At 44.5% G+C, this 25681-nt stretch carries 20 protein-coding genes and 1 tRNA gene; 12 read left to right on the forward strand and 9 right to left on the reverse strand.

The window, feature by feature from the left end; translation table 11 throughout:
• From AB5542_RS08080 to AB5542_RS08095, 4 genes are all read right to left on the reverse strand, one after another.
• Nucleotides 1-306 (reverse strand): efflux RND transporter permease subunit (locus AB5542_RS08080; protein ID WP_368243027.1); only part of this gene is annotated, 306 nt, incomplete at its 3' end.
• 155 nt (nucleotides 307-461) lie between these two features.
• A complete protein-coding gene (locus AB5542_RS08085; RefSeq protein ID WP_340278654.1) occupies nucleotides 462-1553 on the reverse strand; it encodes an efflux RND transporter periplasmic adaptor subunit in 1092 nt (363 codons plus the stop codon).
• Between the two features lie 106 nt (nucleotides 1554-1659).
• Nucleotides 1660-3087: an efflux transporter outer membrane subunit gene (locus AB5542_RS08090; protein ID WP_279037019.1), complete on the reverse strand. Its 1428-nt coding sequence runs from the start codon at nucleotides 3085-3087 to the stop codon at nucleotides 1660-1662.
• A 228-nt stretch (nucleotides 3088-3315) separates the two neighbouring features.
• Nucleotides 3316-4509, reverse strand: coding sequence for a DUF4252 domain-containing protein (locus tag AB5542_RS08095; protein WP_279037021.1), 1194 nt, complete (start codon nucleotides 4507-4509; stop codon nucleotides 3316-3318).
• A gap of 245 nt (nucleotides 4510-4754) precedes the next feature.
• Here AB5542_RS08095 and AB5542_RS08100 point away from each other — a divergent pair, with 245 nt between their 5' ends.
• Nucleotides 4755-5975 carry a 3-deoxy-D-manno-octulosonic acid transferase gene (locus tag AB5542_RS08100; protein WP_270595303.1) on the forward strand — a complete coding sequence of 407 codons (1221 nt, stop codon included), beginning with the start codon at nucleotides 4755-4757 and terminating at the stop codon, nucleotides 5973-5975.
• Here AB5542_RS08100 and AB5542_RS08105 read toward each other — a convergent pair.
• Nucleotides 5964-7331, reverse strand: coding sequence for a S28 family serine protease (locus tag AB5542_RS08105; RefSeq protein WP_270543948.1), 1368 nt, complete (start codon nucleotides 7329-7331; stop codon nucleotides 5964-5966). The genes AB5542_RS08100 and AB5542_RS08105 overlap by 12 nt on opposite strands.
• A 117-nt stretch (nucleotides 7332-7448) precedes the next feature.
• On the opposite strand from AB5542_RS08105, the gene AB5542_RS08110 reads away from it, so the two are divergent.
• Together AB5542_RS08110 and AB5542_RS08115 are read left to right on the forward strand one after the other, a co-directional pair.
• Nucleotides 7449-7913 carry a DUF2059 domain-containing protein gene (locus tag AB5542_RS08110; RefSeq protein WP_087421436.1) on the forward strand — a complete coding sequence of 155 codons (465 nt, stop codon included), beginning with the start codon at nucleotides 7449-7451 and terminating at the stop codon, nucleotides 7911-7913.
• 121 nt (nucleotides 7914-8034) lie between these two features.
• Complete coding sequence (locus AB5542_RS08115) at nucleotides 8035-9375, forward strand: MATE family efflux transporter (RefSeq protein ID WP_087421437.1); 1341 nt, start codon at nucleotides 8035-8037, stop codon at nucleotides 9373-9375.
• 61 nt (nucleotides 9376-9436) lie between these two features.
• Here AB5542_RS08115 and AB5542_RS08120 read toward each other — a convergent pair whose 3' ends face one another.
• Nucleotides 9437-10054, reverse strand: coding sequence for an HAD family hydrolase (locus tag AB5542_RS08120; RefSeq protein WP_279037024.1), 618 nt, complete (start codon nucleotides 10052-10054; stop codon nucleotides 9437-9439).
• Between the two features lie 26 nt (nucleotides 10055-10080).
• Nucleotides 10081-12489, reverse strand: a complete 2409-nt coding sequence (locus tag AB5542_RS08125) for a TonB-dependent receptor (RefSeq protein WP_279037026.1) — start codon at nucleotides 12487-12489, stop codon at nucleotides 10081-10083.
• A 363-nt stretch (nucleotides 12490-12852) separates the two neighbouring features.
• Between AB5542_RS08125 and AB5542_RS08130 the strand changes: the two genes are divergently transcribed.
• The 4 genes from AB5542_RS08130 to AB5542_RS08145 all read left to right on the forward strand — a co-directional run bounded on the left by AB5542_RS08130 (nucleotide 12853) and on the right by AB5542_RS08145 (nucleotide 16272).
• Nucleotides 12853-12937 (forward strand) — tRNA-Leu (locus AB5542_RS08130).
• A gap of 167 nt (nucleotides 12938-13104) precedes the next feature.
• Nucleotides 13105-14028: a hypothetical protein gene (locus AB5542_RS08135; protein ID WP_279037027.1), complete on the forward strand. Its 924-nt coding sequence runs from the start codon at nucleotides 13105-13107 to the stop codon at nucleotides 14026-14028.
• A gap of 105 nt (nucleotides 14029-14133) precedes the next feature.
• A complete protein-coding gene (locus tag AB5542_RS08140; protein WP_410518800.1) occupies nucleotides 14134-15429 on the forward strand; it encodes an MATE family efflux transporter in 1296 nt (431 codons plus the stop codon).
• A 408-nt stretch (nucleotides 15430-15837) separates the two neighbouring features.
• Nucleotides 15838-16272 (forward strand): PepSY-like domain-containing protein, encoded by a 435-nt coding sequence (locus tag AB5542_RS08145; protein ID WP_087421443.1) that lies wholly within the window; start codon nucleotides 15838-15840, stop codon nucleotides 16270-16272.
• 53 nt (nucleotides 16273-16325) lie between these two features.
• Here the strand turns inward: AB5542_RS08145 and AB5542_RS08150 are convergent, their stop codons facing one another.
• Together AB5542_RS08150 and AB5542_RS08155 are read right to left on the reverse strand one after the other, a co-directional pair.
• Complete coding sequence (locus tag AB5542_RS08150) at nucleotides 16326-17414, reverse strand: choloylglycine hydrolase family protein (protein WP_279037031.1); 1089 nt, start codon at nucleotides 17412-17414, stop codon at nucleotides 16326-16328.
• Nucleotides 17415-17462: 48 nt separating this feature from the next.
• Nucleotides 17463-18350 (reverse strand): helix-turn-helix domain-containing protein, encoded by an 888-nt coding sequence (locus AB5542_RS08155; RefSeq protein ID WP_158571848.1) that lies wholly within the window; start codon nucleotides 18348-18350, stop codon nucleotides 17463-17465.
• 144 nt (nucleotides 18351-18494) lie between these two features.
• Between AB5542_RS08155 and AB5542_RS08160 the strand changes: the two genes are divergently transcribed.
• The 5 genes from AB5542_RS08160 (at nucleotide 18495) to AB5542_RS08180 (ending at nucleotide 25590) form a co-directional block, all read left to right on the forward strand.
• On the forward strand, nucleotides 18495-19664 hold the full coding sequence (locus tag AB5542_RS08160) for a multidrug effflux MFS transporter (RefSeq protein ID WP_279037033.1): 1170 nt from the start codon (nucleotides 18495-18497) through the stop codon (nucleotides 19662-19664).
• A gap of 76 nt (nucleotides 19665-19740) precedes the next feature.
• Entirely contained in the window at nucleotides 19741-20799 is a 1059-nt protein-coding gene (mtnA, locus tag AB5542_RS08165) for an S-methyl-5-thioribose-1-phosphate isomerase (protein ID WP_288215164.1), read from the forward strand.
• A gap of 217 nt (nucleotides 20800-21016) precedes the next feature.
• Complete coding sequence (clpB, locus tag AB5542_RS08170; protein WP_087421448.1) at nucleotides 21017-23608, forward strand: ATP-dependent chaperone ClpB; 2592 nt, start codon at nucleotides 21017-21019, stop codon at nucleotides 23606-23608.
• A 143-nt stretch (nucleotides 23609-23751) separates the two neighbouring features.
• The gene (locus AB5542_RS08175; protein ID WP_087421449.1) at nucleotides 23752-24321 is read left to right on the forward strand and encodes an RNA polymerase sigma factor; all 570 of its coding nucleotides are present in this window, start codon (nucleotides 23752-23754) and stop codon (nucleotides 24319-24321) included.
• Nucleotides 24322-24426: 105 nt separating this feature from the next.
• The gene (locus AB5542_RS08180; protein ID WP_279037037.1) at nucleotides 24427-25590 is read left to right on the forward strand and encodes a FecR family protein; all 1164 of its coding nucleotides are present in this window, start codon (nucleotides 24427-24429) and stop codon (nucleotides 25588-25590) included.
• The last annotated feature ends 91 nt before the right edge of the window (nucleotides 25591-25681 follow it).

A 25681-nucleotide genomic window follows, 5' to 3' on the forward strand; every position in this document is an offset into this window, starting at 1 on the left:
GTCCAGGTCGGTACCGACCTCGAAGGTTACGGTAAGCCGATAGACCCCAGCACTGGAAGAAGTGGATGACATATAAAGCATTCCTTCGACCCCGTTAACTTGTTGCTCGATCGGGGTGGCTACCATCTGTGCGATGGTTGTGGCATTTGCTCCCGGATATTGAGCCTCCACGACTACCGTGGGCGGGGTTATCGTGGGATATTGTTCCACGGGTAATGATCTCAACGTGATCACACCTGCAACTACAATTAATATAGATAGAACGGTGGCAAATATCGGTCGATTGATGAAAAAGCGAGATAACATCTTGTTGATTTTAAATTTTAGATATCAGATTTTAAATTTCAACAACGCGAGTTGGTTGCTTTTAGATGAATGATTTTTAGTTTTAGATTTTGTAATTCTCAAAGCGTTGTTTTTGTGTGGCTGGAATCTAAAATCTAAAATCGTAAATCATTAAATCATAAAGTTGGTTTGATTTTCATTCCCGGGCGTACGTTGATGAGGGCTTTGGTTACGTAGCGGTCTTCTAGGGTGAGACCGCTGGTGATTTCCCGCATCCCATCGGGAGTGAGTACTCCGACTTCCACTTGACGGAAGACGATCGTGTCATCCGGTCCCACGAGATAAACATAGCGTCCGCCTTGATTGGTTCCGAGGGACGCTTCCGGAATGACAATCGCTTTCGGGACACTTTTGTAGGGGACAATGACTTTCACGTACATTCCGCTAAGAAGTTCTCCGTTCGGGTTGCGGGCAATGGCTCGCAGGTTGAGGGTTCCCGTGTTGAGGTCAATGTTTGGGGAACTGTAATCCAGAGCGGCGATCCAAGTCTTTTCCGGATTATTCACGTCTTGTATGGTAACCGGAAGGGCAGATGGGGTATTCTTGGGCAACCGGGCAAAGTCCGGGTAAGCCATGTTGAAATAGAGATACATTTGATTATCCTTGTATATGGTGGCTAGAGCCGAATTACTGGCATCTGTTCCGACCATATTGCCCGGATCGACCATGTTCCGGGAGATTCGTCCGGTAAAAGGTGCTTTCACGATACAGTATGAAAGGTCTATATTGGCCAGGCTTAACTGGCTCCGGGCCCCTTCGTAAGCAGCAAGGGCTTCTCCGTAGTCGGATTGGGCTTGAAGGTAGTCTATCTCACTGATCGCTTTGGTCTTCACGGCCTCCTGCATCCGTTCGTAGGATGCTTTTGTGTAGGCGAGTTTCGATTTACTACTTTCCACGTTTGCCTCGGCTTGTGTCACTTTATCTTTATAAGGTTGCGGCTCAATCACGAAAAGAGTTTGCCCTTCGCGAACCCGTTGTCCGGGAGTAAATTGATAGGATTCCAAGTAGCCCGAAACCCGTGCCACGAGATTTACCGTTTGTTCCGCTTGTAGATACCCCGGGTACTCAAACGTATAGACCACCGTGCGCAACTGCGGATGATCAACGGCAACCGAGGGTGTTGGAGCTGTTTCCTGTTGTTTCTTCGATTTGCCACATCCGGCCAAAAGAAACAGGAAAACGACGAAAATGATGGAAAGTGCTTTCATATGGTTAGTTTATAAAGTTCGTAAGGTTTGTAAGGTTTGTAAGGTTCATAAGGTGCGTGGTAGCTGGTGCGGCTGGAATCTAAAATTTAAAATTTAAAATTTAAAATTAGAAATCTCCGACAGGCCATCCCCCTCCTAGGGCTTGATAAAGTTCTATCAGGTAGCGAAGGGAGGCAGTTCTGGCTTCCACAAGGGAATTCTCGTAGTTCAAAAGACTGATTTGGGAACTTAACACGGTCTGGTAACTGGCCAATCCGTTTTTGTATTGTTCTATTGCGAGATCTAACGTTAATTGTGACTGTTGGAATGCGTCGTTCAAGGCGGATATTTGCAGGAGTGATTTGTTGTAAGTTACCAGAGCATTATCCACCTCTTGCAAGGCGGTCAGTAATGTTTGATTGTACGAGTTGATCTCTTCGTCAAGTTGTAATTGGGCAGATTTCTTGGATTCCACCAAGTTTCTACCGCTGAAGATCGTCCATTTAATAGAGGGTGCGATTTGCCAGATCATGTTTTCTTTATTCGTAAACTGTTCGAAGTTTTCGGACGAGTAGCCGAAGAATCCGGTCACGAGGAACTTGGGCCACCAGTCGGCACGGCTTGCCCCCACGGCCTCGGCCAATCCGTCAATCGTTCTCTCTGCCGAACGTACGTCGGGACGCTGGCGGATCAGGTTGGCAGGAATACCGTTTGCGGCTTGCCGGGGATTGGTCGGGATGGGACGGATTTTCAATAACGAGTCCCGGATGGCAACCGAATGTTCTCCGATAAGAACCCCGATTAGGTTGATTTGCTGGGCAATGGTCGATTCGATTCCCGGTAATGACGCTTTGGTCTGCAGGTAGAGGCTCTTGGCTTGTGCCGCGTCAAGTTGGGAGGCTAATCCGAGTTTAAGCCTTGATTCGGTGAGTTCCATAACCTTCTTTTGTGATTCGATGTTTTCACGGGTTACTTCCAGTTGTTTCTGGGCACTCCGCAAGTTGATGTATGCCGTGGATAATTGTGCGGCAAGAGATACCATCACTCCCCGGTAATCTTCTTGTGCGGCAAGGTAAAATTCTTTTTGAGAAGAACTCTCTTTCCGGATTCGTCCGAACACGTCGAGTTCCCAGTTTAGGTTGACGGTGGCGGTTCCGTTCCGTTCGATAATATTTTTTTTATCTGCGCTAAGGCTGCTCTTTTCCGGGGCATAGTTGGCAGAAAAATAGATAGTCGGGTAGTAGGGACTGCGATCCACACGCAGTTTTGCTTTTGCCATCTCTATTTTGCGAATAGCATTCCGTACATCGTAGTTTTTGATGACGGCTTTGTTAATAAGCGTGTCGAGAATCGGATCTTTGAACAGTTGCCACCATTCATCGTTAGAGGGTAAGGTTTGTTGCAGGTTCGAATGTTCACTTACCTTTTTATATGGTTTGATCTTTTCCGGTTGGTCGGGTTGGTATTGCCCGGCATTCCCGGCCGAAGGGGTAAGGGTGAATAGAAATAATGTTAGGAAATAACTTCCCGTTCTCGTGATAGCAGCCAATTTCATAACGTATGCGTTGATTGTTAGTTTATAGCAGGAAGAGGCTGTCCCAAAAGTCAATTTTAAACAACTACCCCCACTAACTCCCCCTTACACAGGGGGAGAAACCGCTTGGTAATCAGCTCTCCCCCTGTGTAAGGGGGAGCTGGTGGGGGTAGTTGGCAAATACAAGCAGGACTTTTTGGATAGCCCCTTCCCATGTATTGCTGCTATACGTTTTTTATTACAAAAATGTTAGAAGAAGAAACCCATTTTATCGGTTACGATAATGACTTGGGCTGATGGGGCGCCTAATAATTGTCGTTCCAATTCGGATACCGGGCGAATCTGTATAATTTGTACCGGATCAATATTGAAACTTCTTGTCAGACGGTTGTTGATAATCAAGGCCGGTTCTTCCAACTTTTCGGGATTCAACGTGTATTCCTGTTTGTTGTACTTGTATTTCAGTACACCGTTGGCATAACTGATGAATTGTCCTTTTTTCTGTTTCGTGTTGATTACCACGTATGATTTTTTGGCATTCGTCGGGGAGGTAATCATGTTCACGGTGGCGATTTCGTCGGGAATACCGTTTTTAAGGGAATCGGCCGCGTATTCGATACCGTCGATCACGTAAGATACTTCCGAGTTTTTGGCGTTTACTTTTATACGGGTTTTCCCGTTTTCCTGAATAACTTCCAGGCCGTTGGAAATGGATTCTCCCATCCCTTCCATATCCGATTCTCCGCTAAACATGGGACCCATGTCACGGAACATTTCTTCCGCTTTTTTGAGCATATCGTCCATGCTGCCGAAACTTTCCCGGAATGAACCAAAAGGATCTTTCCCGAAAATGGAATCTCTTTTTATACCAAAGCGTTCTTCCAGTTTTTTGATAAAATCGGAACCGGATGCAATCTGATCTGTCGGCGTGTTGATGTAAGCCAAACGATCGAGTCCTTTCACTTTTAGTGCATTGGCGATTTCATCCACGTTATCCAGTTGGATGTTACCCTTGAGTTCCACGATAGAAAGTGTTTCTGCATCCTCGCTCCATAAAACGAGAGACGTGATACGTTCTTCATGTTGTGTCACGTAGAGGTATTCTTGGCTGTAAGCTCCCCGGTGGCTGCGCACGAGCGTGTATTTGGCCTCGTTTTCCACGATCGGGGTGATGCGTTGAGAAATTTCTTCCACAACCTTGGGGGTAGCCCGTTTGATGTCAACTTGCATCACGTTGATTTCTTTTATGTCTTTCAAAGCCTCTTCCGCAGGTAGGGACAAGTCACCTTGTTTGTAAAGGCTGTAAAGCGATGGGTTTAACATCGTTACGGTTATACCATCCTTGTTGCGAAATGCTTTCATTTCCTTGCCGACCTGAGCCTGTAATGGCAGGATCGTGACAAGGCTTACCATCATGCATGTTAATAGACTTTTGATCTTCATAACTTGACTATTTTAATGTTTTACTGACACGTACTTCTATTCGGAGAGTAAATGTAATGTAATAACTCGTTCATTCTCCCCTGCTTAACGTTATTTACAAAAGTTATACCATTGGGCGATAAATTTTATACCTTTGAAGCCGAAAAATGATTAGGTGATTAGGTGATTTATGATTATGTGATTTTAGGTGCATGATTATGAATTTCGAATAATCACTGAATCTAAAATCATTAAATCATAGAATTATGCTATATAATTTCGGAATTATTGCATATCGTTGTGCTATCGGCGTGGCCTCTCTTTTTAACGAGAAAGCGGCATTATGGGTAAAAGGGCGAAAAGGAATATGGAAACGGATGGAGGCTGTTGAGCGTGGAAAGGGACGATTGGTGTGGGTTCATGCCGCATCGCTGGGAGAATTCGAGCAAGGACGTCCGGTGATTGAAAAATTGAAAGAGATAGAGCCTCATACGAAAATATTATTGACCTTTTTCTCTCCTTCCGGGTACGAGATTCGCAAGAATTATCAAGGAGCCGATTATATCTATTATTTACCGATTGATACTCCTTCAAATGCCCGTCGTTTCGTGGAAACATGGAAACCGGATGCAGCCGTGTTCGTGAAATACGAGTACTGGTATAATTATCTGAATGAACTGCATAAACATCAAGTGCCGACGTATTTAATTTCTGCAATTTTCCGTCCGGAGCAACCGTTCTTCAAGAAATGGGGGAATCTGCATCGTCGTATGCTCGGGTTTTTTACGCGTCTTTTCGTGCAGGATGAGGAATCCGTAAAGTTGTTGTCGACGATTGGTATTACTCACGTGCAACAGACGGGAGATACTCGTTTTGACCGGGTAAAACAGATTGCGGATGCGGCAAAAAGAATCGAAAAGGTGGAGGCTTTCTGTAATGACAGGAGGGCCGTGGTTTGTGGAAGTACTTGGCCCGGAGACGAAGATATTATTCTGGATTATATCAACGCGCAGGAAGGAAATTACAAGTGGATTATCGTGCCTCACGAGATAGGGGAGGGGCATATCAAAGATATTTTGGGTAAGTGTCGCAAGTCGGTTGCTCGCTATACAGATGAGACGGCCGATGTGACGAAATGTCAGGTCCTCGTGGTTGATACGATCGGGGTGCTGTCTTCAATCTATCGTTACGGTTCTATCTCCTATGTCGGGGGTGGTTTCGGGAAAGGGATTCACAACACGCTTGAGGCTGCAATCTATGGGATTCCTGTTCTGTTCGGGCCGAAATATCACAAGTTTAAAGAGGCGGTTGATTTGATCGCTTGCGGCGGGGCGTTTTCAATCTCGGATAAGGAGCAATTTACTTCCTTGATGGATTCATTAATAAATAGCCCGGCAATCGCTGAGGCGGCCGGGCAAAGTGCTTTAAAGTTCGTCAATCAACAACTTGGTGCGACAGACGCAATTATTCGTCAGTTAGTAGATTAAAACTTCTTCAATTTCTTCTTCGACTTCCGTGCCCGTGAGCCATGATTTCAATACTTTGACAATGGCAGAACGGGTAAGGTTTTCGAAACTTGCAATGCGACATTTGTGGTCCATGTTGGCTTTGATGTACTTGCGGCATTTGTCGTTTTTCTTCAAATCGACAGCTGTGGCGCTCCAAGGATCACTTCCCCCGTAAATGAAAAGAATGTTTTCTGCATTGGTCTGTAACCAATGATTAATATCCTGCAATTGTTGTGTGTTGAACGGGGCATTTTCATATCCCTTAGGCATGGCGAAGTCGAACGTGATGATCGGTTCCGGTTCATCCTTGAAGAATTTTTTGAACGGCTTGGTATTATAAGCGTACATGCCTGTTTCTGTTAGAGCGGCATAATAGAACGCTTGTAAATTTTCAATGGCTTTGTCGTCAAAGAAATCCGGGGAAGACACTTTCACCAAGTAGTTGAATATCTCGTTATAATCGTCTTCTTCCGGTTGGGGCATATCATTGATGTTGTTTCCCCATTGCCAGAATGCAAATGGGAATTCTAGGATCGTGAGTTTGAAAGCCCGTTCTATCCCGCCAACCTTGTTGAATGAATAGCCTTTTGCTTGCGTTAATTCCTGCATGAGCGGCATAAGCTTATCCATATTTTCAAGACATCTCTTTTGAAAATCGAAGATTTGCCATTTAATATCTTTTCCACCACCTTCGAGTAATTTTCTGTTTTCCGGGGTTCCGCCCAGTTTGGAAAGGAATTTTTCTAACCGGGGATCAATTTTTTCCAGGTTAATGGGAGCCACGTAAGGCACGCTTATCTCCACGTCTTCCGGGTAGAAATAACGGTGATAGACGGTTGTCTGTCCCCCTTTGCTGATTCCCGTGGAGATCCATTTCGTGTTCGGATATATTTTTTGTCGTAAGGCTTGAATAATCTCGTGCTGGTCAGTGGCAGCCTGTTTCAAGGTTAAGTCTGTCCACGGTGTTTCTCCTTCGGGTTTGCTGTTGTTGAAAAAGCGGTGTTCGATGGTAAGCTGGTTTGTCTTGAATAGTTTTGACAACTCGCTTTCTGCCGGGGAGTAAATCCCGTACCCTTCGAGGATGGCTACCATGGGAGCGTTAAAATCCCGATGTCCCAGTAATACCCTTTGTTTGAAAGTTCCTTTAGAGGGATTATTGTGGTCTATCGGTTGTTCGTACCAGAATTCGTAGTATTCCGTGTAAGGTTGAACTTTTAGTTCCCGAATACCGGATATTTCTTTGATTTGTTGTAATTTCTGTAATAACGGGCCGTTTGCAAGTACGGATCCGCAAGCTAATAATAGAGTTACAAAAAGTGAAAATACATATCTCATAGTTCAGTTCTTTGCGTTATTGTGCTGCAAGGTATAAATTATTTCTGTTTTTTCTTGTCTCGTCCGCACTTTTGTGTAAAAAAGGTATCTTTGTAACACAAATTAAAATATGATGTTATGAGAAAAATTTTATTTATCCTTGTTCTTGTTTTGGGTATAGGAGGTGTAAGTGTCGCTCAGACAGCACAAACTCAACCTTCTAAAGAATACGTTGCCGCATTGAAAAAAATGATCGTGGTTTCCGGAAGCGATGCGACATTCAAGCTTGTTATCCCGCAAATGTTTGCCATGATGAAACAACAACTCCCGAATGTTCCTGCTGAATTTTGGAGTGAGGCAGAAAAAGAGATGATGAAGACATTGGTGGATGACTTGGTTGAAATGTTAGCCCCGATTTATCATAAGCGTCTAACTTTGTCCGATTTACAGGAAATTACGAAATTTTACGAATCTCCTGTCGGTAAAAAAATGGCTGCCGCACAACCGGCAATCGCTACTGAAAGTATGGCTGTCGGACAGCAATGGGGAATGAAGATTGCGACGAAAGTACAGGAGTCGTTGAAGGCGAAAGGGTATTTATAGGAGTTGATAAAGTTTGTAAGGCCGTTTGGTAATCAGCTCTCCCCCTGTGTAGGGGGGGCGGAGGGGGTAGTATATGGCTTTATAAACCTTATGAACTTTCAACCTGGTTTATTTTGTTGAAATGAATTGGCTGCAAAAATATAGAGAGGATTATTCGGCGACGATCAAAATCGGGGTGCCGATCGTGTTGGGACAATTAGGGATTGTGGTTGTTGGATTGGTGGATAATATTATGGTGGGACATTTCAGTACGTCCGACTTGGCAGCCGCTTCTTTCGTGAATAGCGTGTTTAATATTCCGATCCTGTTTGGGATGGGATTTTCTTATGGCTTGACACCTTTGGTCGGGCAATTCTTTGGTCGAGGTGATAAGTTCAGGGTTGGCGGGTTGTTACGTAACAGCTTGTTGGCAAATTTTATGATTGGGTTATTCCTTTCTGTGGCGATGGGAATTATGTACTTGAATGTACATAGGATGGGACAACCGGAAGAATTGTTACCCTTGATTCGGCCTTATTTTCTGTTGCAGTTGACCTCTCTCGTGTTTGTCATGATGTTTAATAGTTTCAAGCAATTTGCTGATGGCATCACGGATACAAAGACTTCCATGTGGATTATGTTGTCGGCTAACCTGCTGAATATTATCGGGAATTCTCTCTTGATTTATGGTGTGTGGGGACTTCCGGCATTGGGATTGACGGGAGCGGGGATTTCTACTCTGGCCTCGCGAATTTTCATGTTCGTGGCTTTTGCTATTCTCTTTTTCCGGAAACAATCTTATCGGCGTTACCTTGTCGGCTATCACCGAACGACTTATAACACGGGAGATTTGAAAGTGCTGAATAGAATGGGGATGATGGTCGGTTTACAAATGGGAATGGAGACAGCATTATTCAGTATCAGTGGGGTTATGATCGGTTGGTTGGGGACGGTTCCCTTGGCAGCCCATCAGGTGGTGGCCTCTATCTCCACGTTAGGGTTTATGGTCTATTATGGAGTTGGGTCGGCTGTTTCTATCCGGGTGAGTAATTTCTTCGGGCGGGGAGATATTGCAGGAGTCCGACGGGCAACTTTGGCAGGAACCCATTTGCTGGGATTATTGGCAATCTCGGTTTCCGTGTTCTTTCTGTTGGTGCGGGAGCATATCGGGTGGTTATATACTTCGTCAGAAGATGTGGTAAACTTGGTAGCCGTGTTGATGGTTATTCTGGTATTCTACCAGTTTGGTGACAGTTTACAGATCATTTTTGCTAATGCCTTGCGTGGCGTGGCAGACGTGACCTCTATGGCGGTGATCTCCTTTATCGGGTATTTCGTGATTGCGTTGCCGGTTTCTTATATCTGTGGTTTCGTGTTGGATTGGGGAATCGAGGGAATATGGGTCGGTTACCCCGTGGGCTTAACGCTTACTGGGGGAATGATGTGTTGGCGATTCTATCATTTCTTGCGGAAAAAAGGATAGGAATGTCAATAATCATGTTGGCACTCCTACTCGTTCTCGGTAATTCTCGGATTTCGTGTATTTATAATTTCGGATTCAGAACATTCTCTTTTAGTCTTTCTCGGATCTCCTCGTAGCCCTTGTGCCTGTCGGTGAAATGTACCGTGTTAATTCCTACTGTTTGTGCGGCCTTCACGTTGGGTTCCAAATCATCAATAAACAGACACTCTTCGGGTTTTAAATGATAGCGATTTAGAATCAAGTCGTAAATTTCCCGGTCGGGTTTCACCATGTGTTCTAGGGCGGATATGATTTGCCCGTCGAAGTACTTGAAAACTTCCCGTGTTTTCAGGTAATCGTAGAAATCGACAGACATGTTGGAAAGACAATAAAGTTTGAATCCCCGTGCGTAAAGTTCTTTAATCAAAGTTTCAGTTTCGGGAATGGAGACCAATGAATGTTTCACGTGTTCCACGAATTCGTTACAGTCTTCTGGAGGGCAACCGGATAAGATGGCGACTTTGTTGATCAGTTCTTGGCGAGTGACGTCTCCCCGGTCGTAGTCCCGCCAATCGTTCAGGAAAAGACGGTTCTCTCTGACAAAATTCACGAGAATAGGATTCCCTCTAAAGGTTTCAATTACTCGTTTGGCATTCCATTCAACAACAACTCCTCCCAGGTCAAAAATAATATTCTTCATATTTTCAGTGTTAATCGGTTATCTGTTTAAAAATCAATAATAATACCCACGGACGGTAATAATGTTCCCGTGTCATTTTTGATGTATCTCATCAGGTAGTGATCCGGGTGTTCGGGGTCGATTTTGTAACTTCCGTCCGGGTTCTCCTGCGGTACGAGCAGATCGGGGCTTTGCGTCTTGTGGTTATAGATATTCTGTATATCGGCATACAGGATTAATGACCATTTTTTGAAATAAAAACTCCGGTCAACCCGAATGTCCAGCTGGTGAAATGAGGAGGCCCGTTCGCTATTGAAACGGGAGTAGTCAAGATAAGGTTGCCGCTTGGCATTCCAGGCTGCTATTAGTGAACTGGTCTCTGCATCATAAGGAGTGAAGGGAGCCCCGTTCGTGATTCGCCATTTCATACCTATATCCCAGAGACCTAACTTGCGGGTTGCCGTGAGGGAAAGGATATGGCGGTTGTCCCAACTGCTGGGAATATATTCCGAGATCGGGTGCAGGTCATGATCCATTTTCTTGAACTCGGAATAGTAATACGTGTAAGCGAGCGATGCCACGATCCCGAAAAATTCCTGCGTGCGAACCATCAGTTCTACCCCGTACGCTTGTCCCTCGCCGAGAGATTTCACGGGTTCGTCACCTATCGCCACGTAATCGGTACCTTTGTTGGCAAGTACGATGCTATCCAGTAGGGAGACCGGGTAATGGTCGTACGTTTTGTAGAACCCTTCCAGTGTGATTTTTGTCCGGCTACCGGGGCGATATTCCAGACCGACCACGTAGTGGTTTGTCCCGATATATTTCAACCCGTTTTGTTTATTTACTAGGTTTCCTTGCTCGTCGGCATATCCCATCGTGGTGTACGAGGGAAGTTGATAATAGCGTCCGGCATTTGCATTGATAAACCATTCGGGGGAGAGCGAGTAGGAGAGAGACAATCGGGGTGATACCTGTTTGAAAGGATTGTTCATTCCCGGCGTGTAACTGTTCCCATCAACCCGGACTCCTACCGAAACTGCGAGACGTTCCAGAAAGAAATTTTTGCTGATTTGCCCGAAGAGAGACCATTTGAAGAAATCAAAATTCTTGTCGTAGCGTACATGATTCAACACTCCGAGGGTGTATAATTCTCTTGTTGTCTTGTTTTTGTAAGTAGCGTATTCGATCCCGGCCCCGACATTCAACTTGATGTCGTGTCGTAACAAATGATTGTGTTCGAATCGGAATCTATTCTCCGTTTCGCCGGAATTGTAGTCCACCAGTTTCGCTTGGCTTTTGTCGTTGTTGGTGTATTTCTCGATCTCGTTTTGTAGGGTACTGCGACTGAGTACGAAAAGGTGGTTCCAACGGTCCCCGTAATGTTTGTAGGTAATTCCGATCGTGTAGCTCCATTGCACGCTCTCCGGCAGGTAGTTGAGCATGTATCTTTGGTCATCATCGGGATCTTTCATCCCTTTATTGAGATGATTAACATCGTATGCCCCGATGCCCAGTATGGTTAATTCGTTTTTCTGATTGAACTTTGTTTCCGTCTTGAACTGGAAATCATTATACACGGGCAGAAAAGGGAGACCGATCATATCGAACAGGAATTTCAGGTAACTCCTGCGGGCGGACATGATGAACGTGGTTTTAGGTGCTAGAGGCCCGTCCAGCGATAACCCGAAATCCGTTGCCCCTAAAGTCCCACGTACTTTTATTTTGTCCGGGTTCCCCGCTATTTGGCGGAAGTCAAGCAGGGAACTCATCAGGTTTCCCCGGGAAGCAGGGAATGCACTCGAGTAGAAATTTACCTCCTTCACGAAATCGATGTTCACGATACTAACCACACCACCCGATGCCCCTTGTGTGGCGAAGTGGTTCAAGTTGGGCAATTCCACGTCATCCAAGTAAAAGCGGTTTTCGCTGGGGCCTCCACCTCGAACAATAAAGTCATTTCTGAAAGCGGGAGAGGAAAGGACTCCCGGCATGGATTGTAATACTTTCGATATATCTCGATTCCCACCCGGGTTTTTCTCTATCTCGGCGATCCCGATGCGTTGTAAAGAAACAGGACTTTCCACTGCTTTGCGGAATGGATTGGCCTTGACCATTACTTGTTCCAAGTTAACTTGGCTTTCTTCCAGGTCGACGTTTACCGTGCGTTCTGAGGCCGTGTTTACCATGAATTCTTCCGATAATTTTGTCGTGTAGCCGATGCTGCTTACTTCCAGGCGGTTGAAACCCAAAGGCACGTTTTCTATACGAAAGTATCCGTTTTCGTCGGCTGCCGTGCCTATGCTTGTTTTCCAAATCACCACGTTGGCAAAAGGTATTGGTTCATTGTTTTTACTATCAAAAACCCGTCCTTTCACGACACCTTTTTGTTGTGCGGAAAGGCAAAGTGGAAGAAATAATAATAGGGTAAAAACAAATCGTATAATAGTTTTCATGTTTTTTTGTATCTCTTGCAAAAGTAATTAAAATAGCTGATTTGTCAACAGGGAGATAACCTAAACTAATTCCAAACTTAATTCGGGGATATAGTTGGGTAATAATACGGCCACGCCCTTTTATGGCCCTTTCATTACCCTTTCATAGCCCTTTGCCAATAGAGTTACATGAGGATGACAACGATGTGTGCAGGATTGTATGAGATTATAACCCGAAGAGTTGTTTGGGTGTGCAATTGATTTTCTTGGTATTATGGAAATGAGAGAATGTTGTTGTAAATATTTTCTGCTTTTTCTTGTAAAAAAAAATGTCATTTTGTTTGGAGTTTGAGAAAAAAGATCTACTTTTGCACCCGAGTTCACGCCCAGGTGGCGGAATTGGTAGACGCGCTGGACTCAAAATCCAGTGTCCCTTAAAGACGTGCGGGTTCGATTCCCGCCCTGGGTACTAAAAAATCGAAAGATAACCCTCTTGGTCAGATGATTGAGAGGGTTTTTCTTTTGATGATAGTTTTCATGTAAACTGGAAGAAATCTTTTTGTTTATTGAAAGGTTGGCTTAGAAATTGCGTGAGAAAATGGAATGTTTATAATGAGCTGTAAACTAAGATTATATATGTATAGATATTCGTTGATTATTCTATCCTTTCTAATGATGGCGGAACTTTCTGCTCAAAAGATAGAAAAAGTATTTCTTGATAAGAATGATACGACAAGGAATTGCTACACGATTATTTATCCGGACTCGCTACCATGGGTGGGATATTTGTTTTTGGTGCCGGGATTTGGTGAAACGGCAGAGGATGTTTTGCTACAAACAAAACTGCCTGTTGAAACGGCGAAAAAGGGGATTTTGACCATTATACCTACTTTTCAAGATGGCGTTTCTTCGTTTGGCTTTGATCGTTTGAGCCAGCAGGCATTTCATCGAATCGTTGATGATGTGACGAATAGGTATAAATTGCAGGATTCGGAATATTATCTTGGTGGCTTTTCGATGGGAGGAAGTACGGTGGTAAAATTTGCGGAAACGGCAGATAAAAAGCCCAAAGCTGTTTTTGCTATCGACTCCCCGTTGGATTTTGAACGGTTTTATAACTCTACAAAACGGGATGTCGTGTTGTTTGGAAAGGGTGGTTCTGACCAAGAGAACATATATCTTTATTTGCTTTCAAGGATCGAGCAAATCATGGGTGGAACGCCTCAGACGGCATTGAAGAATTATCACGAAATATCTCCTTATTCGCTTTCCGACACGACGCAAGCTGCTATAAAAAGGCTGTTGAATGTGCCGATCAGGATATATATAGAACCTGATATTCAATGGTGGCTTGATGAACGGGAAACGGATGTCTTTGGTTTGAATATCATTGATTGTTCCGCAATGGTCAATGAATTGAAAAGGTTGGGTAACGACAGGGCTGCTCTTATTGTAACTCAGAATAAAGGGTATCGGAAGCCGAATAATAACCGACATCCACATTCTTGGAGTATTGTTGACAATAGAGAGTTGATAGAGTGGTTGTTGCAACAAAAATAGTATTTACGTTTTTCAGAGAGGGACGTGGCGTTTAATGGTATAAAAAAGGATCGGGGTCTAACGACCGGAAATATAACTCTTGGGTTGTTGTGGTTCGCTGTACCCATGATTTTAGGGAATCTGTTGCAACAATTCTATAATATTGCCGACACGCTGATCGTGGGGCAGTTTTTAGGGGCGAATGCGTTGGCGGCGGTCGGATCGGCTTACTCGTTGATGATATTTCTGACTTCGGTACTTTTGGGGTTGTGCATGGGGAGTGGGGCCATTTTTTCTCTGCAATATGGGGCGGGAGACCGGGAGGCATTGAAACGTAGTATTTTTGTTTCTTTGGTGTTAATAGGCTTGGTTACTTTGGTTTTGAATGTTGCTGTTTTCGTATGGATTGATCCCATACTGAGATTATTGCAAGTCCCGGAAGATGTTTACCCGTTGATGCGTGATTATCTTTGGGTAATCTTTTGGGGCCTCGGGTTCACCTTTATCTATAATTATTATGCCTCGTTACTGCGTGCGATAGGTAATTCCGTCGTGCCATTGTGGTTTTTAGGAGTGGCGGTTGTTTTGAATATTGCGCTTGATTTGATTTTTATTTTGTGGTGTGATTGGGGAGTGAAGGGAGCGGCATGGGCAACTGTTATCGCACAGGCCGTTTCGGGGGTAGGACTTTGTGTGTACACGATCCGGAAATTTCCGGAGTTCCGAATTCGGCGGGAGGATATGTGCATGAAGTGGCAAACGGTAAAGGAGATTGCGGTTTATTCATCCTTGACTTGCGCCCAGCAGTCCGTGATGAATTTCGGTATATTGATGGTACAGGGATTGATCAATAGTTTCGGGGTTGCCGTGATGGCAGCGTTTGCGGCCGCGGTTAAAATAGATTCGTTTGCTTATATGCCCGTGCAGGATTTCGGGAACGCCTTCTCGACGTTTATAGCCCAGAATTTTGGAGCCGGACAAATGAAGCGTATTCGAGATGGAATCCGGGTGGCGGTTGTTTCTGCAACTATTTTCTGTGTGTTTATTTCTCTTCTTGTATTCGCATTTGCCCGTCCCTTGATGTTGATTTTTGTTCCGGCACATGAAACGGAAATTATTTCTATTGGGGTTCAGTACCTGCGAATCGAAGGGGCTTTTTATTGTGGAATCGGTTGCTTGTTCCTGTTGTATGGTTTCTATCGGGGGATTCGGAAACCGGGGATGTCGGTCGTGCTGACTGTTATTTCTTTGGGAACTCGTGTCGCTTTGGCTTATGCTTTATCCGCGATTCCGGCTATCGGGGTTGTGGGAATCTGGTGGTCAATCCCTATTGGTTGGTTCTTGGCTGATGTTGTTGGGTTGTGGTATTATCGTAGATTGTTCTCGAGTGTTACGAGATCGGGTATTTTAAAGTCTGTTTAAATTTTGTTGAACAAAATCTTGTCGTTGCTTGATTACCCCTAGGGCGTGCCAATGTCCCTTCGATGTTCCTTTAATGTTCCAATATGATCCCGTCTTGATTTGTGCTGCGTTCAAATGTATTTCCTCCGGCGATCACTCGCAAGTGACACGGAGAAAGCACGGAGAAAGCACGGAGAAGACCTAGCCAAACAATAGTGTAACAGCATACCATGGGAGTGGTGAAACACTTGTTCGTGGATAACTATCTTGTATTGGATAGCCTGTCTTTTGAACAACTGACACTCGATATTTTTATCTTATCCATGCGAAATTTAAACAGGTTCTTAATTTTTCCAGATTCTTTTCAGATTCGGGGGATATTTTTGTCATGTAAATAATAAAATAGTAACCCATTAAAAATAGAAGAATATGAAAAAGATTGTTTTTTTACTCGTATGTTTATTCTCGATGACGATAGTAAAGGCTGATAATGACAAGCCGATTGAGATGAATCAGTTACCGGCGAAGGCGCAGACGTTTATCACGACTTATTTTAAAGATCAGAAAGTGGCATTGATAACACAGGAGACGGGTTTGTTTTACAAGAGTTATGATGTGGTGTTTGCAAGCGGGGAAAAGTTGGAATTCGATAAATCGGGAGATTGGACAGAGGTGAAATGCAAGACGGGTGAGGTTCCTGCTGCCATTATTCCGGAAGCGATACTTAAATATGTGAAGGCCAATTATCCGGAGGCAAAAATTTTAGAGATCGAGCATGACTCGGAAGGATATGAGATCAAATTGTCAAATCGCTTGGAGATTAAATTCAATAATAAGTTTCAGGTAGTGGATATTGACGATTAAAGATAAAGTGAACGTGTGTGTAGAGGGGCTGCTTGAGTGGCCCCTCTATTTTATTATCCGATCCGGATCGGGATTATCGGTTGCTGGTTTACTTTGTCGAGAGGCTCTGTTTGATATTTTACCCGGGCAAAATTGATCTTACGGAGATCGATGCAACGGATGGCGCTATCGTACATGGTACGATAGTAGATCATGCGGTTCGTCATGTCGGTTGCCGAGGTCCATTGCGTGGCACTTGGAATATCAACAGGAGTTTGATCGGGAGCGAACTCTATTCCGATGGGTATGTCAAAATTATTCAGTATTTGGAAACATTGAATAACGGATTGTTGCCCTGTCTCTTGCCGTGGTGCGGTTGCTTGATAGAAAGCGGCACGGACAAATCGGGAGGGAGGGGTGATATCGCCCGGTATACCAAGAAAACCACTTCCGTTTCCGAAAGAAGTAAGAGTCACTCCGTCCAGTTGTTGGGAGGGGGCCATACCGGGAATCAAGTTGACATAGTTATTCAGGTTTGTCATCTGCCAGTCGAAACTTGGGGAGTTGGTCAGTACACCTAGTTTGTTCTCGTAAAAGATCGGTTTTTCATTGATGATTTCGAGAACGATCTGGCGTCCGGTGGTGTCGGCAAAACGCCAGTGGGCGGTAGATGCCCTCGGATCGATACCGATGACATGAACTTTTTTGATGGATTCTTTTACTTCGTCCACGGTCTTGCAACTGCCCAATATCCATGAAACGAGTTGTAGGTCGGCAATGCTGGATGCTTTTTCTTTGGGATTATAAGTTTCATATTTCCCGTATTGCGGGAAGTAAAACAGTCCGGCAGAGAGTCCTGCCTCATTCAGTCCTTCTGCCACGAATTGTTCTTGCTCCACGGCTAGCCCGATATACCCGTAGCGAGCCGTGAAAATCATCCCTTCTGTTGTGCCGCCGGGAATGTAGGATTGTTGTTTATATTCTCTTGGTACGACAACATATTGGCTATTGAGATTGCTACTTCCCCATTCTATGGTGCGGGCCACGATGCAGGAACCATCCTTGGCTTTCAACGTGATTCCGGTGCAGGCTTTGAGTTCTCTGGGGAAGAAGGTGATAAGGGGCAATATCACCCATAGGGTTATTGATAATTTCTGTTTCATAAGAGCATTGTTTTTATTTTAAGATAACGGGGAAAACGGCTTTTTGTTTCATTCTTCGGAAGTTTCATGAACTTGCTTGTTGTTTCTGAATTGTAGGGGTGTCATGCCCGTGTGTTTTTTGAAAAAGCGGGCGAAAAAGGAAGAGTTCGGGTAGTTAAGTTCTTCGGAAATCTGGATGATACTCATGTCCGATGATCTCAATAATACTTTGGCTTCTTGCAGGCTGAAATTCGTTATCCACTGGTAGAGGGAGCAATCGGTGGTTTGTTTCAGTATGCTCGATAGGTATTTCGATGTCATGCAAAGTTTGTCGGCATAGAACGATGGGGAGCGTTCTTGTTTGTGGTGCTGGTGCAATAGCCGGAAGAAATCGTCTACAATTTGTTTTTGGCGATTGGTTCCCACGAGTACGGTTTGGTGAGAGTAAATGAAACTGAGTTCTGCGATGAAGGAGAAAAGTAAGGCTTTGGTGATCTCCTCCCGGGAGGGATGATCGAGTCTGGCTGCCTGGTGGGAAATAAAAACGAAGAATTCGTCCAGGTGGTTGAATTCTTCGTTTGTTAAGGATAGGTAGGGTTTGTTGCCTATTCTTTCCGAGGTCCCCGATTTGAGAACGAACGGGAAATCAACCATGAAGTCAAAGCTGTAAGACAGGTATTTACAAGCGAAATCATCTGACAGGTAATGATTCTCGATCAGGTGGAAAGGTAAAAGAGAGATTAACGTGCCGGGGTGAACGAGGTGGTCTTTAGTATTGATTTTCAAATGACCTTCTCCGGCGGTAATCATGATGACGGTCAGGCCGTTGATGTCGTTACGTCGTGGCTTGTGGAGAGGAAATAATTGGATGAAGGATTCCTTGCTTAACATGGAAATAAAGAAATTTCCAAGAGAGGGGATTGTCGTGCTGTTTGGTATGTCATTTCCTTTTTGCATGTACTCTGGTTTCATGTTCCGGAAACAAAGATAAGATATTTGCACGAAAAAGCATTATAGGGCAAATCTGTGGATGATTAGGACGAAAATGTTTGTAGAATGTTGGGGATATTCGCGATGTAAAAATGATAAAAACTAGAGATTATGGAACAGAGAAATTCGAAAATTTACATACTTATTGTCGTCGGAATGGTTTCGGCCCTAGGGCCTTTCGTGACGGACTTTTACTTGCCGGCATTTCCCAATTTGGTGACTTATTTTGATACGACAGCCTCGCAGGTGCAGTTGAGTTTGACGTTTAGTATGATCGGGTTGGCTGTGGGACAGATATTTTTGGGTCCGGTGAGTGATAAATTTGGAAGAAAGCGACCGTTAGTGATCTCGATGTTCTTCTTTGTTTTGTCATCGATTGGCTGTGTCTTCTCGCCTAGTATAGAGATTTTTATTCTGGCTCGTTTTATCCAAGGATTTTCGGGTGCGGGGGGAATCGTGATTTCCAAGTCGATAGCGACTGATTTGTACGGGGGAAAGGATTTGGCGAAATTCTTTTCCATGCTGGCTTGCGTGCAGGGATTAGCTCCGATTTGTGCGCCTGTGTTGGGAGGGCTGTTGCTATTGGTGACGAATTGGCGGGGAATATTCGGGTTGCTGGTGTTAATCGGGATATTGTTGTTGCTGGTTTTGTTAAGGTTTCATGATTCTTTGTCTAAAGAAAACCGGTTACAAGGGGAGTTGAAAGAGCGGTTTGTTTATTATAAAGAGGTGTTGCGGCATCGGAAATTCATGTATTTCGTGTTGATTCAAGTCTTGGGAATGGGAGTGATGTTTTCATATATCGCATCTTCGCCGTTTGTTTTTCAGGAACATTACCATCTTTCTCCTGTTATGTATAGCGTTTGTTTTGCCTGCAATGCCGTGGCAATCATGTTGGGTAGTCTGAGTGTAGTTCGTTTTCGGTCGAATGAACATGCTTTGCGAGTGGGTGTATGGGGATTTATGTTCCTGTGCTGTTGCACCGGGGCGGCTCTCTGCATGGAATTATCCGTTATCATTATTGAGATTGTCTTTTTCCTGTTTCTTTTCTTCTTGGGAATTATACTGCCGACTTCCACGACGCTGGCTTTGAATCTGGAAAGGCAGAATTCGGGGACGGCCTCTGCAATACTCGGTTTCTTGACCTTCTTGGGAGGAGGGATTGTTTCTCCTTTAACGGGTATGGGAAATATTCTTTACTCGACGAGTGCTATTATGTTCGTGTGTTGCGTGTTGATTCTGGTTTGTACTTGGAAGGTGTTGAAAATGGCGAAGAGGTAGATTTAATATAGATGAGATTCCGGGGAAAATGTGTAATATTGCAGGGAATGAAAATCTTGAACCGGCAATATGAGTTATGAGTAATATATTTGATATAGTGACCGCACGTGCGGATTATGAGCTGGGTGCGTTGGTGATTATTGACCAGACGCAACTTCCGGAACGGGAAGTTTATTTGGCGTTGAAAACTCCGGAGGAAATTTGGGAGGCCATTTATTTGTTAAAGGTAAGGGGTGCGCCTGCCATCGGGGTGGCTGCCGCTTACGGGATTTCCGTGTGTATGCAAAAGGTGGACGAGGTTGATGATTTCTACCGGGAGTTTGCAAGGGTGAAGAATTATCTGGCATCTTCCCGGCCCACGGCGGTAAATTTATTTACGGCATTGGAGCGAATGGAAGTTGCGTTGTTGAAATGTCAAGGTGCGGGGGTGGAAGTTTTGAAACAAGTCTTGCGGGAAGAGGCCGAGGAGATTCGGAAAGAAGACGCGGCGGCGTGCCGGAAAATTGGAGAACATGGATTGTCGCTGTTGAAACCGGGAATGGGCTTGCTCACGCATTGTAACGCGGGGCATCTGGCGGTTTCTGAATACGGTACGGCTTTGGCCCCGATTTATTTGGGACAGGAACAAGGATTCGGTTTTTCGGTTTTTGCCGATGAAACCCGCCCGTTACTGCAAGGGGCGAGGTTGACGGCCTTCGAATTGCAGAAAGCGGGAGTGGATGTAACCTTGATATGTGATAATATGGCCTCTTCGGTGATGAAACAGGGATGGGTGCAGGCCGTGCTGGTTGGGTGTGACCGGGTGGCTGCCAATGGAGATACGGCAAATAAAATCGGTACTTCGGGGGTAGCCGTGTTGGCTAAATATTATGGAATTCCGTTTTACGTGCTGGGGCCGACGTCCACCATTGATATGGATTGTACCACGGGCAAAGAGATTAAAATTGAGGAACGTGATCCGGCAGAGGTGACCGAGAAATGGTATGCCCGAAGAATGGCTCCCGAGGGGATTCACGTGTATAATCCCGCCTTTGACGTGACTCCTGCCGAGTTGATCACGGCCATTATCACGGAGAAAGGGATCGCCTATCCCCCGTTTCGTGACATATTCCGGGGATGGAAAGAATGTAAATAATTGAGTCATTTTGTCATATATTCTATAAAACATAAAGACAAAATGACATATTTATAATACCTTTTGTTTTAGAAAACAAAAATCAATAGTTCGTTTTTTTATTGATTGTTAATGTTATAGGTCGAAATGTTTTTTCATTTTGTCCAGATGAAACTTTTGGATAAGAGTTTCGGTATATACTTTGTAAAATTGAAGGCAGAAAGGAGAAAATGAGACTATGAACATGAACAATTATACAATTAAGTCGCAAGAGGCCGTGCAGTCAGCCGTGCAACTTGCGCAGGAAAAAGGTCAGCAAGCCATCGAAACAGGTCATCTGTTGAGAGGCGTGATCGAGAAAGGTGAAAATATCACGAACTTTATTTTTAACAAGTTGGGTGTAAATAGCCGGAATGTCTTGGCTGCTTTGGATCGAATCGTGGACGGATACCCGAAAGTGTCGGGAGGTTCTCCCTATTTGTCCGACGAGGCTAATAAAGTGTTGGAGAAAGCCACGAAGTTGGCGGGAGAGATGGGTGACCAGTATGTTTCTTTGGAACATATTTTATTGGGATTATTATCAGTGAAGGATCCGGTTTCCGGTATGTTGAAGGATGCGGGAATGACCGAGAAGGAAACCCGTGCGGCGATTGACGAGTTGCGGAAGGGGTCGAAAGTAAATTCTCAGTCGGCAGAAGATAATTATGATGCGCTGGGGAGGTATGCCATCAATTTGAATGAAAGAGCTCGGAACGGTAAGCTGGATCCTGTAATCGGACGAGATGATGAAATCCGTCGGGTATTACAGATATTGTCCCGGAGAACAAAAAATAACCCGATTTTAATCGGAGAGCCGGGTGTTGGTAAAACGGCTATTGCCGAGGGATTGGCGCAGCGTATCGTGAACGGGGATGTGCCTTCAAATCTGGCATCCAAGAGTATTTACTCGCTGGATATGGGAGCCTTGATCGCGGGGGCAAAGTATAAAGGAGAATTCGAGGAACGTTTGAAATCGGTTGTGAACGAGGTGTTGTCTTCGGAAGGAGAAATTATCCTGTTTATCGATGAGATTCATACCTTGGTGGGGGCTGGAAAGTCTGACGGGGCAATGGATGCGGCGAATATATTGAAACCCGCTTTGGCTCGTGGTGATTTGAGGGCTATCGGTGCAACCACGTTGAACGAGTACCAGAAATATTTTGAACAGGATAAAGCCTTGGAGCGTCGTTTCCAGAAAGTGATGATTGACGAACCGGACGTGATGAGTGCGATCAGTATCATGCGGGGATTGAAGGAACGTTACGAGAATCACCATAAGGTACGGATCACGGATGATGCCATCATTGCATCCGTGGAGTTATCTCACAGGTATATTTCGGATCGATTCTTGCCGGATAAAGCTATCGACTTGGTGGATGAGGCGGCTGCCCGTCTGCGTTTGGAGATGAATTCCGTGCCGGAGGAGATTGATGAACTGGACCGTAAGATCAAACAGTTGGAAATTGAGAAAGAGGCGATCAAGCGGGAAGGGAAAAGCAAGAAACTGGACGAGATCCAGAAAGATTTGGCCGATTTGAATCAAGAGCGTACGAAATTGCGAGCCCAATGGGAGTCTGAGCGTTCTTTAATTGACGAGATCCAGAAGAATAAGGATGCGATTGAACAGTACCGTTTCGAGGCAGACCGGGCTGAGCGGGAAGGCGATTACGGAAAGGTTGCCGAGATTCGTTACGGTAAGATTAAGGAGGCCGAGCGTCGTATTGAAGAGGTGAAGGCCAAGCTGGCGGATATGAAACATGGAGAGTCGTTGATTCGGGAAGAGGTGACGGAAGATGATATCGCGGCTGTCGTGTCCAAGTGGACGGGCATTCCGGTGAGCCGGATGATGCAGAGTGAGCGTCAGAAATTATTACACTTGGAAGACGAGTTGCACAAACGGGTAGTCGGTCAGGAAATGGCCATTACGGCACTGGCAGATGCCGTTCGTCGTAACCGTGCAGGATTGCAGGATGCGAAACGTCCTATCGGTTCGTTTATCTTCCTCGGAACCACGGGAGTCGGTAAAACCGAGTTGGCGAAGGCATTGGCAGAGTTCCTGTTTGACGATGAATCCTTGATGACCCGTATTGATATGTCCGAGTACCAGGAGCGTCATTCTGTTTCCCGGTTGATCGGGGCGCCTCCGGGGTACGTGGGATATGATGAAGGTGGTCAGTTGACGGAGGCTGTTCGTCGGAAACCTTATTCCGTGGTTTTGCTGGACGAGATCGAGAAAGCTCATCCCGACGTGTTCAACATCTTGTTGCAAGTGCTGGATGACGGGCGTTTAACTGATAATAAAGGTCGGGTAGTCGATTTCAAAAATACGATTATCATCATGACTTCGAATATCGGTGCGCATATCATTCAGGAACGTTTGAAAGGCATCGATGAGAATAACCGGGATGAGGTACTTGACAAGACGAATCACGAGGTGTACGAGATGTTGAAACAGACGATTCGCCCGGAGTTCTTGAACCGTATCGACGAGATCATCATGTTTGCCCCGTTGAAGAAGTCGGAAATCGTGGATATTGTACGTTTGCAATTCAATGGCGTAAAGAAGATGTTGGAAAACAATGGTATTGCCATCGAGATTACCGACAAGGCTGTTCAATGGCTGGCAGATGCCGGGTATGATCCGCAGTTTGGCGCTCGTCCCGTAAAAAGGGTTATTCAACGTACATTGTTAAATGATTTGTCAAAACAGATTCTTGCAGAGGAAGTCTCCAAAGATAGCCGTATCGTGGTAGACGTGAAGGATGACAAGATCATTTTCGAAAATAAATAAGGATTCTTAAAATCATATGAGGTTGGTCGTTTTTCTTTTGAAACGGCCTACTTTTTTGTGGGTTAGTAATATGTCGATAATTTTGATTCTTGGCGAGAATGTCTATCTTTGCATGAATCATAATTGTCGATTTAGATTTTTGTATGGTATATAGCGAATCGGAAATTGTACACGAACTGGAGGCAGGAAATGAGGTCTGTCTGAATATGCTTTTTGATAATTATTATCGGGCATTGTGTGTGTATGCGTTGCGGTTTGTTTCGAATGCGGATGATGTAGAGGATATTGTGCAGGAGGTGTTTGTTTCTTTCTGGATGAACAAGAAACGAACTGTTTTTTCCGGTTCCGTTCGTTCTTATCTTTTCGGGGCAGTAGCCAAGGCTGCCTCAAAGTTTGCGACACGTCGGGGAAGGATCATGTTTGACGACGTGGAGAAGTATGTGGATCAGTTTTTAGAAGAATTGGCAGAGTATGATGAGAGCGAGTTCTCTCGATTACGCGATAAAGTATATGCCCGGGTGGAGGCTTTACCGGGAAAGACAAAAGAAATATTTAAAGCCGTGGTGTTGGATAACCTGACCTACCAGCAAGTGGGTGACCGTTTTGGGATAACCGTGAATACCGTGAAGACAATGTATTACAGGGCATTGAAACAGTTAAAAGAAGAGCTGGGTGGAAACGCTTTGGTGTTGTTTTTTATTATTTTGCGATAAGTTTTTACTCCTTCATTTTGTTAAAATTATTTTTCCTGCAATTTTTCCTAAAAAAGTTGTCATCTCTTTTTCAATCTTCCGGTATATAAGAGAAAATAGATTGAGATGAACGGTAAAATTTGGCAGTGGATTGGTGATTATTGTTCCGGACTTTTGGATAAGAGTGAGGAACGGGAGTTGCGAGCGTGGATGGACGAGGCGGAGGAAAACAAACAACTTTTTATGGAGGGGGTGAAAATGGTGCGGGAGTATCAAATGGTTGCTCGTTCGAGTAAAGATGCCTCGGATTCATTGGAACATATACGGGAAAAGATCAAGGCTCGTAAGAGAAGACAGTTATGGATTCAGATTACTGCTGTGGCTTCTGTTGTGATCTTGTTTGCGTTATCATTTGTATTCTTTTATACTCCGAAATCAGAAGAGATGTCTCCCGTGCTGGCGAAGGTGCATGCCGGAGGAACGAAAGCAACTCTGATTGTGGCAGATGGAATACAAGTCGATTTGACACAAGATAATTTACAAGAGGTAATAGGGCAGTACGGGGCTACTGTTTTGAAAGATAAAAAGAATGAATTGCGATATGATAACGTGGAGGTAAATGACGAGATAGAAGAGAAACCGATATATCATACCATTTCGGCTCCGGTTGGCGGGGAATACCATTTCACGTTGGCGGATGGAACGATGGTATGGTTGAATTCATCTTCACGATTAACATTCCCCACTCGTTTTACGGGAGATGCGCGAGAGGTCCTTGTTGAGGGTGAAGTGTATTTTGACGTGAAACATGACGAGAATAAACCTTTTATCGTGCGGATAAATGATGTGAGCGTGCGAGTGTTGGGAACGAAATTCTGTGTTTCGGCTTATCCAGAAAATGAAGGGATTATGACAACTTTGGTACAAGGGACTGTGCAAGTAATATCTGGAGGTAATCAGGTCGTATTAAAACCGGGATATCAGGCTGTGGTCGACCAACGTTCCGGAACTATCAGCCAACGTGCAGTGGAACTTTCTTTGTACACCTCGTGGGTGCGGGGTGTATTTGAATACGAGAATATGGAATTGGATGATATTGTGGTGCAATTGGCCCGATGGTATGATGTACAATTTACTTTTTCGGCATCAGAATATAAAAAGCGTCGTTTTACCGGAGTGGTGCGGAAATATGAAGATCTAAATGGCGTGCTAGATATGATAGAAAAAACAACTAACGTAAAATTTATTATTAATGGAAGAAATGTTACAATAACTTCAGTGATGAAATAGAAGAAACATAAAAACGGGAAATGTTCCCAGCACTCCCCGTTCTATGTTGAAAATTTAATGGCAGCCTTCGGCAAAAGGCTACGTTTATTAA

It is taken from the genome of Butyricimonas sp. RTP31003st1_G1_RTP31003_210430 (genome assembly GCF_040920905.1).
GTDB classification, from domain to species: Bacteria; Bacteroidota; Bacteroidia; order Bacteroidales; family Marinifilaceae; genus Butyricimonas; species Butyricimonas paravirosa.

Coding starts and splice junctions, on each gene's coding strand:
- AB5542_RS08150 (WP_279037031.1), bottom strand. CDS start 17,414: ATGAAACAGAAATTATCAATAACCCTATGGGTGATATTGCCCCTTATC.
- AB5542_RS08175 (WP_087421449.1), top strand. CDS start 23,752: ATGGTATATAGCGAATCGGAAATTGTACACGAACTGGAGGCAGGAAAT.
- AB5542_RS08100 (WP_270595303.1), top strand. CDS start 4,755: ATGCTATATAATTTCGGAATTATTGCATATCGTTGTGCTATCGGCGTG.
- AB5542_RS08140 (WP_410518800.1), top strand. CDS start 14,134: ATGATTTTAGGGAATCTGTTGCAACAATTCTATAATATTGCCGACACG.
- AB5542_RS08120 (WP_279037024.1), bottom strand. CDS start 10,054: ATGAAGAATATTATTTTTGACCTGGGAGGAGTTGTTGTTGAATGGAAT.
- AB5542_RS08135 (WP_279037027.1), top strand. CDS start 13,105: ATGTATAGATATTCGTTGATTATTCTATCCTTTCTAATGATGGCGGAA.
- AB5542_RS08155 (WP_158571848.1), bottom strand. CDS start 18,350: ATGCAAAAAGGAAATGACATACCAAACAGCACGACAATCCCCTCTCTT.
- AB5542_RS08085 (WP_340278654.1), bottom strand. CDS start 1,553: ATGAAAGCACTTTCCATCATTTTCGTCGTTTTCCTGTTTCTTTTGGCC.
- AB5542_RS08160 (WP_279037033.1), top strand. CDS start 18,495: ATGGAACAGAGAAATTCGAAAATTTACATACTTATTGTCGTCGGAATG.
- AB5542_RS08125 (WP_279037026.1), bottom strand. CDS start 12,489: ATGAAAACTATTATACGATTTGTTTTTACCCTATTATTATTTCTTCCA.
- AB5542_RS08090 (WP_279037019.1), bottom strand. CDS start 3,087: ATGAAATTGGCTGCTATCACGAGAACGGGAAGTTATTTCCTAACATTA.
- AB5542_RS08180 (WP_279037037.1), top strand. CDS start 24,427: ATGAACGGTAAAATTTGGCAGTGGATTGGTGATTATTGTTCCGGACTT.
- AB5542_RS08110 (WP_087421436.1), top strand. CDS start 7,449: ATGAGAAAAATTTTATTTATCCTTGTTCTTGTTTTGGGTATAGGAGGT.
- AB5542_RS08115 (WP_087421437.1), top strand. CDS start 8,035: ATGAATTGGCTGCAAAAATATAGAGAGGATTATTCGGCGACGATCAAA.
- AB5542_RS08145 (WP_087421443.1), top strand. CDS start 15,838: ATGAAAAAGATTGTTTTTTTACTCGTATGTTTATTCTCGATGACGATA.
- AB5542_RS08095 (WP_279037021.1), bottom strand. CDS start 4,509: ATGAAGATCAAAAGTCTATTAACATGCATGATGGTAAGCCTTGTCACG.
- mtnA (WP_288215164.1), top strand. CDS start 19,741: ATGAGTAATATATTTGATATAGTGACCGCACGTGCGGATTATGAGCTG.
- clpB (WP_087421448.1), top strand. CDS start 21,017: ATGAACATGAACAATTATACAATTAAGTCGCAAGAGGCCGTGCAGTCA.
- AB5542_RS08105 (WP_270543948.1), bottom strand. CDS start 7,331: ATGAGATATGTATTTTCACTTTTTGTAACTCTATTATTAGCTTGCGGA.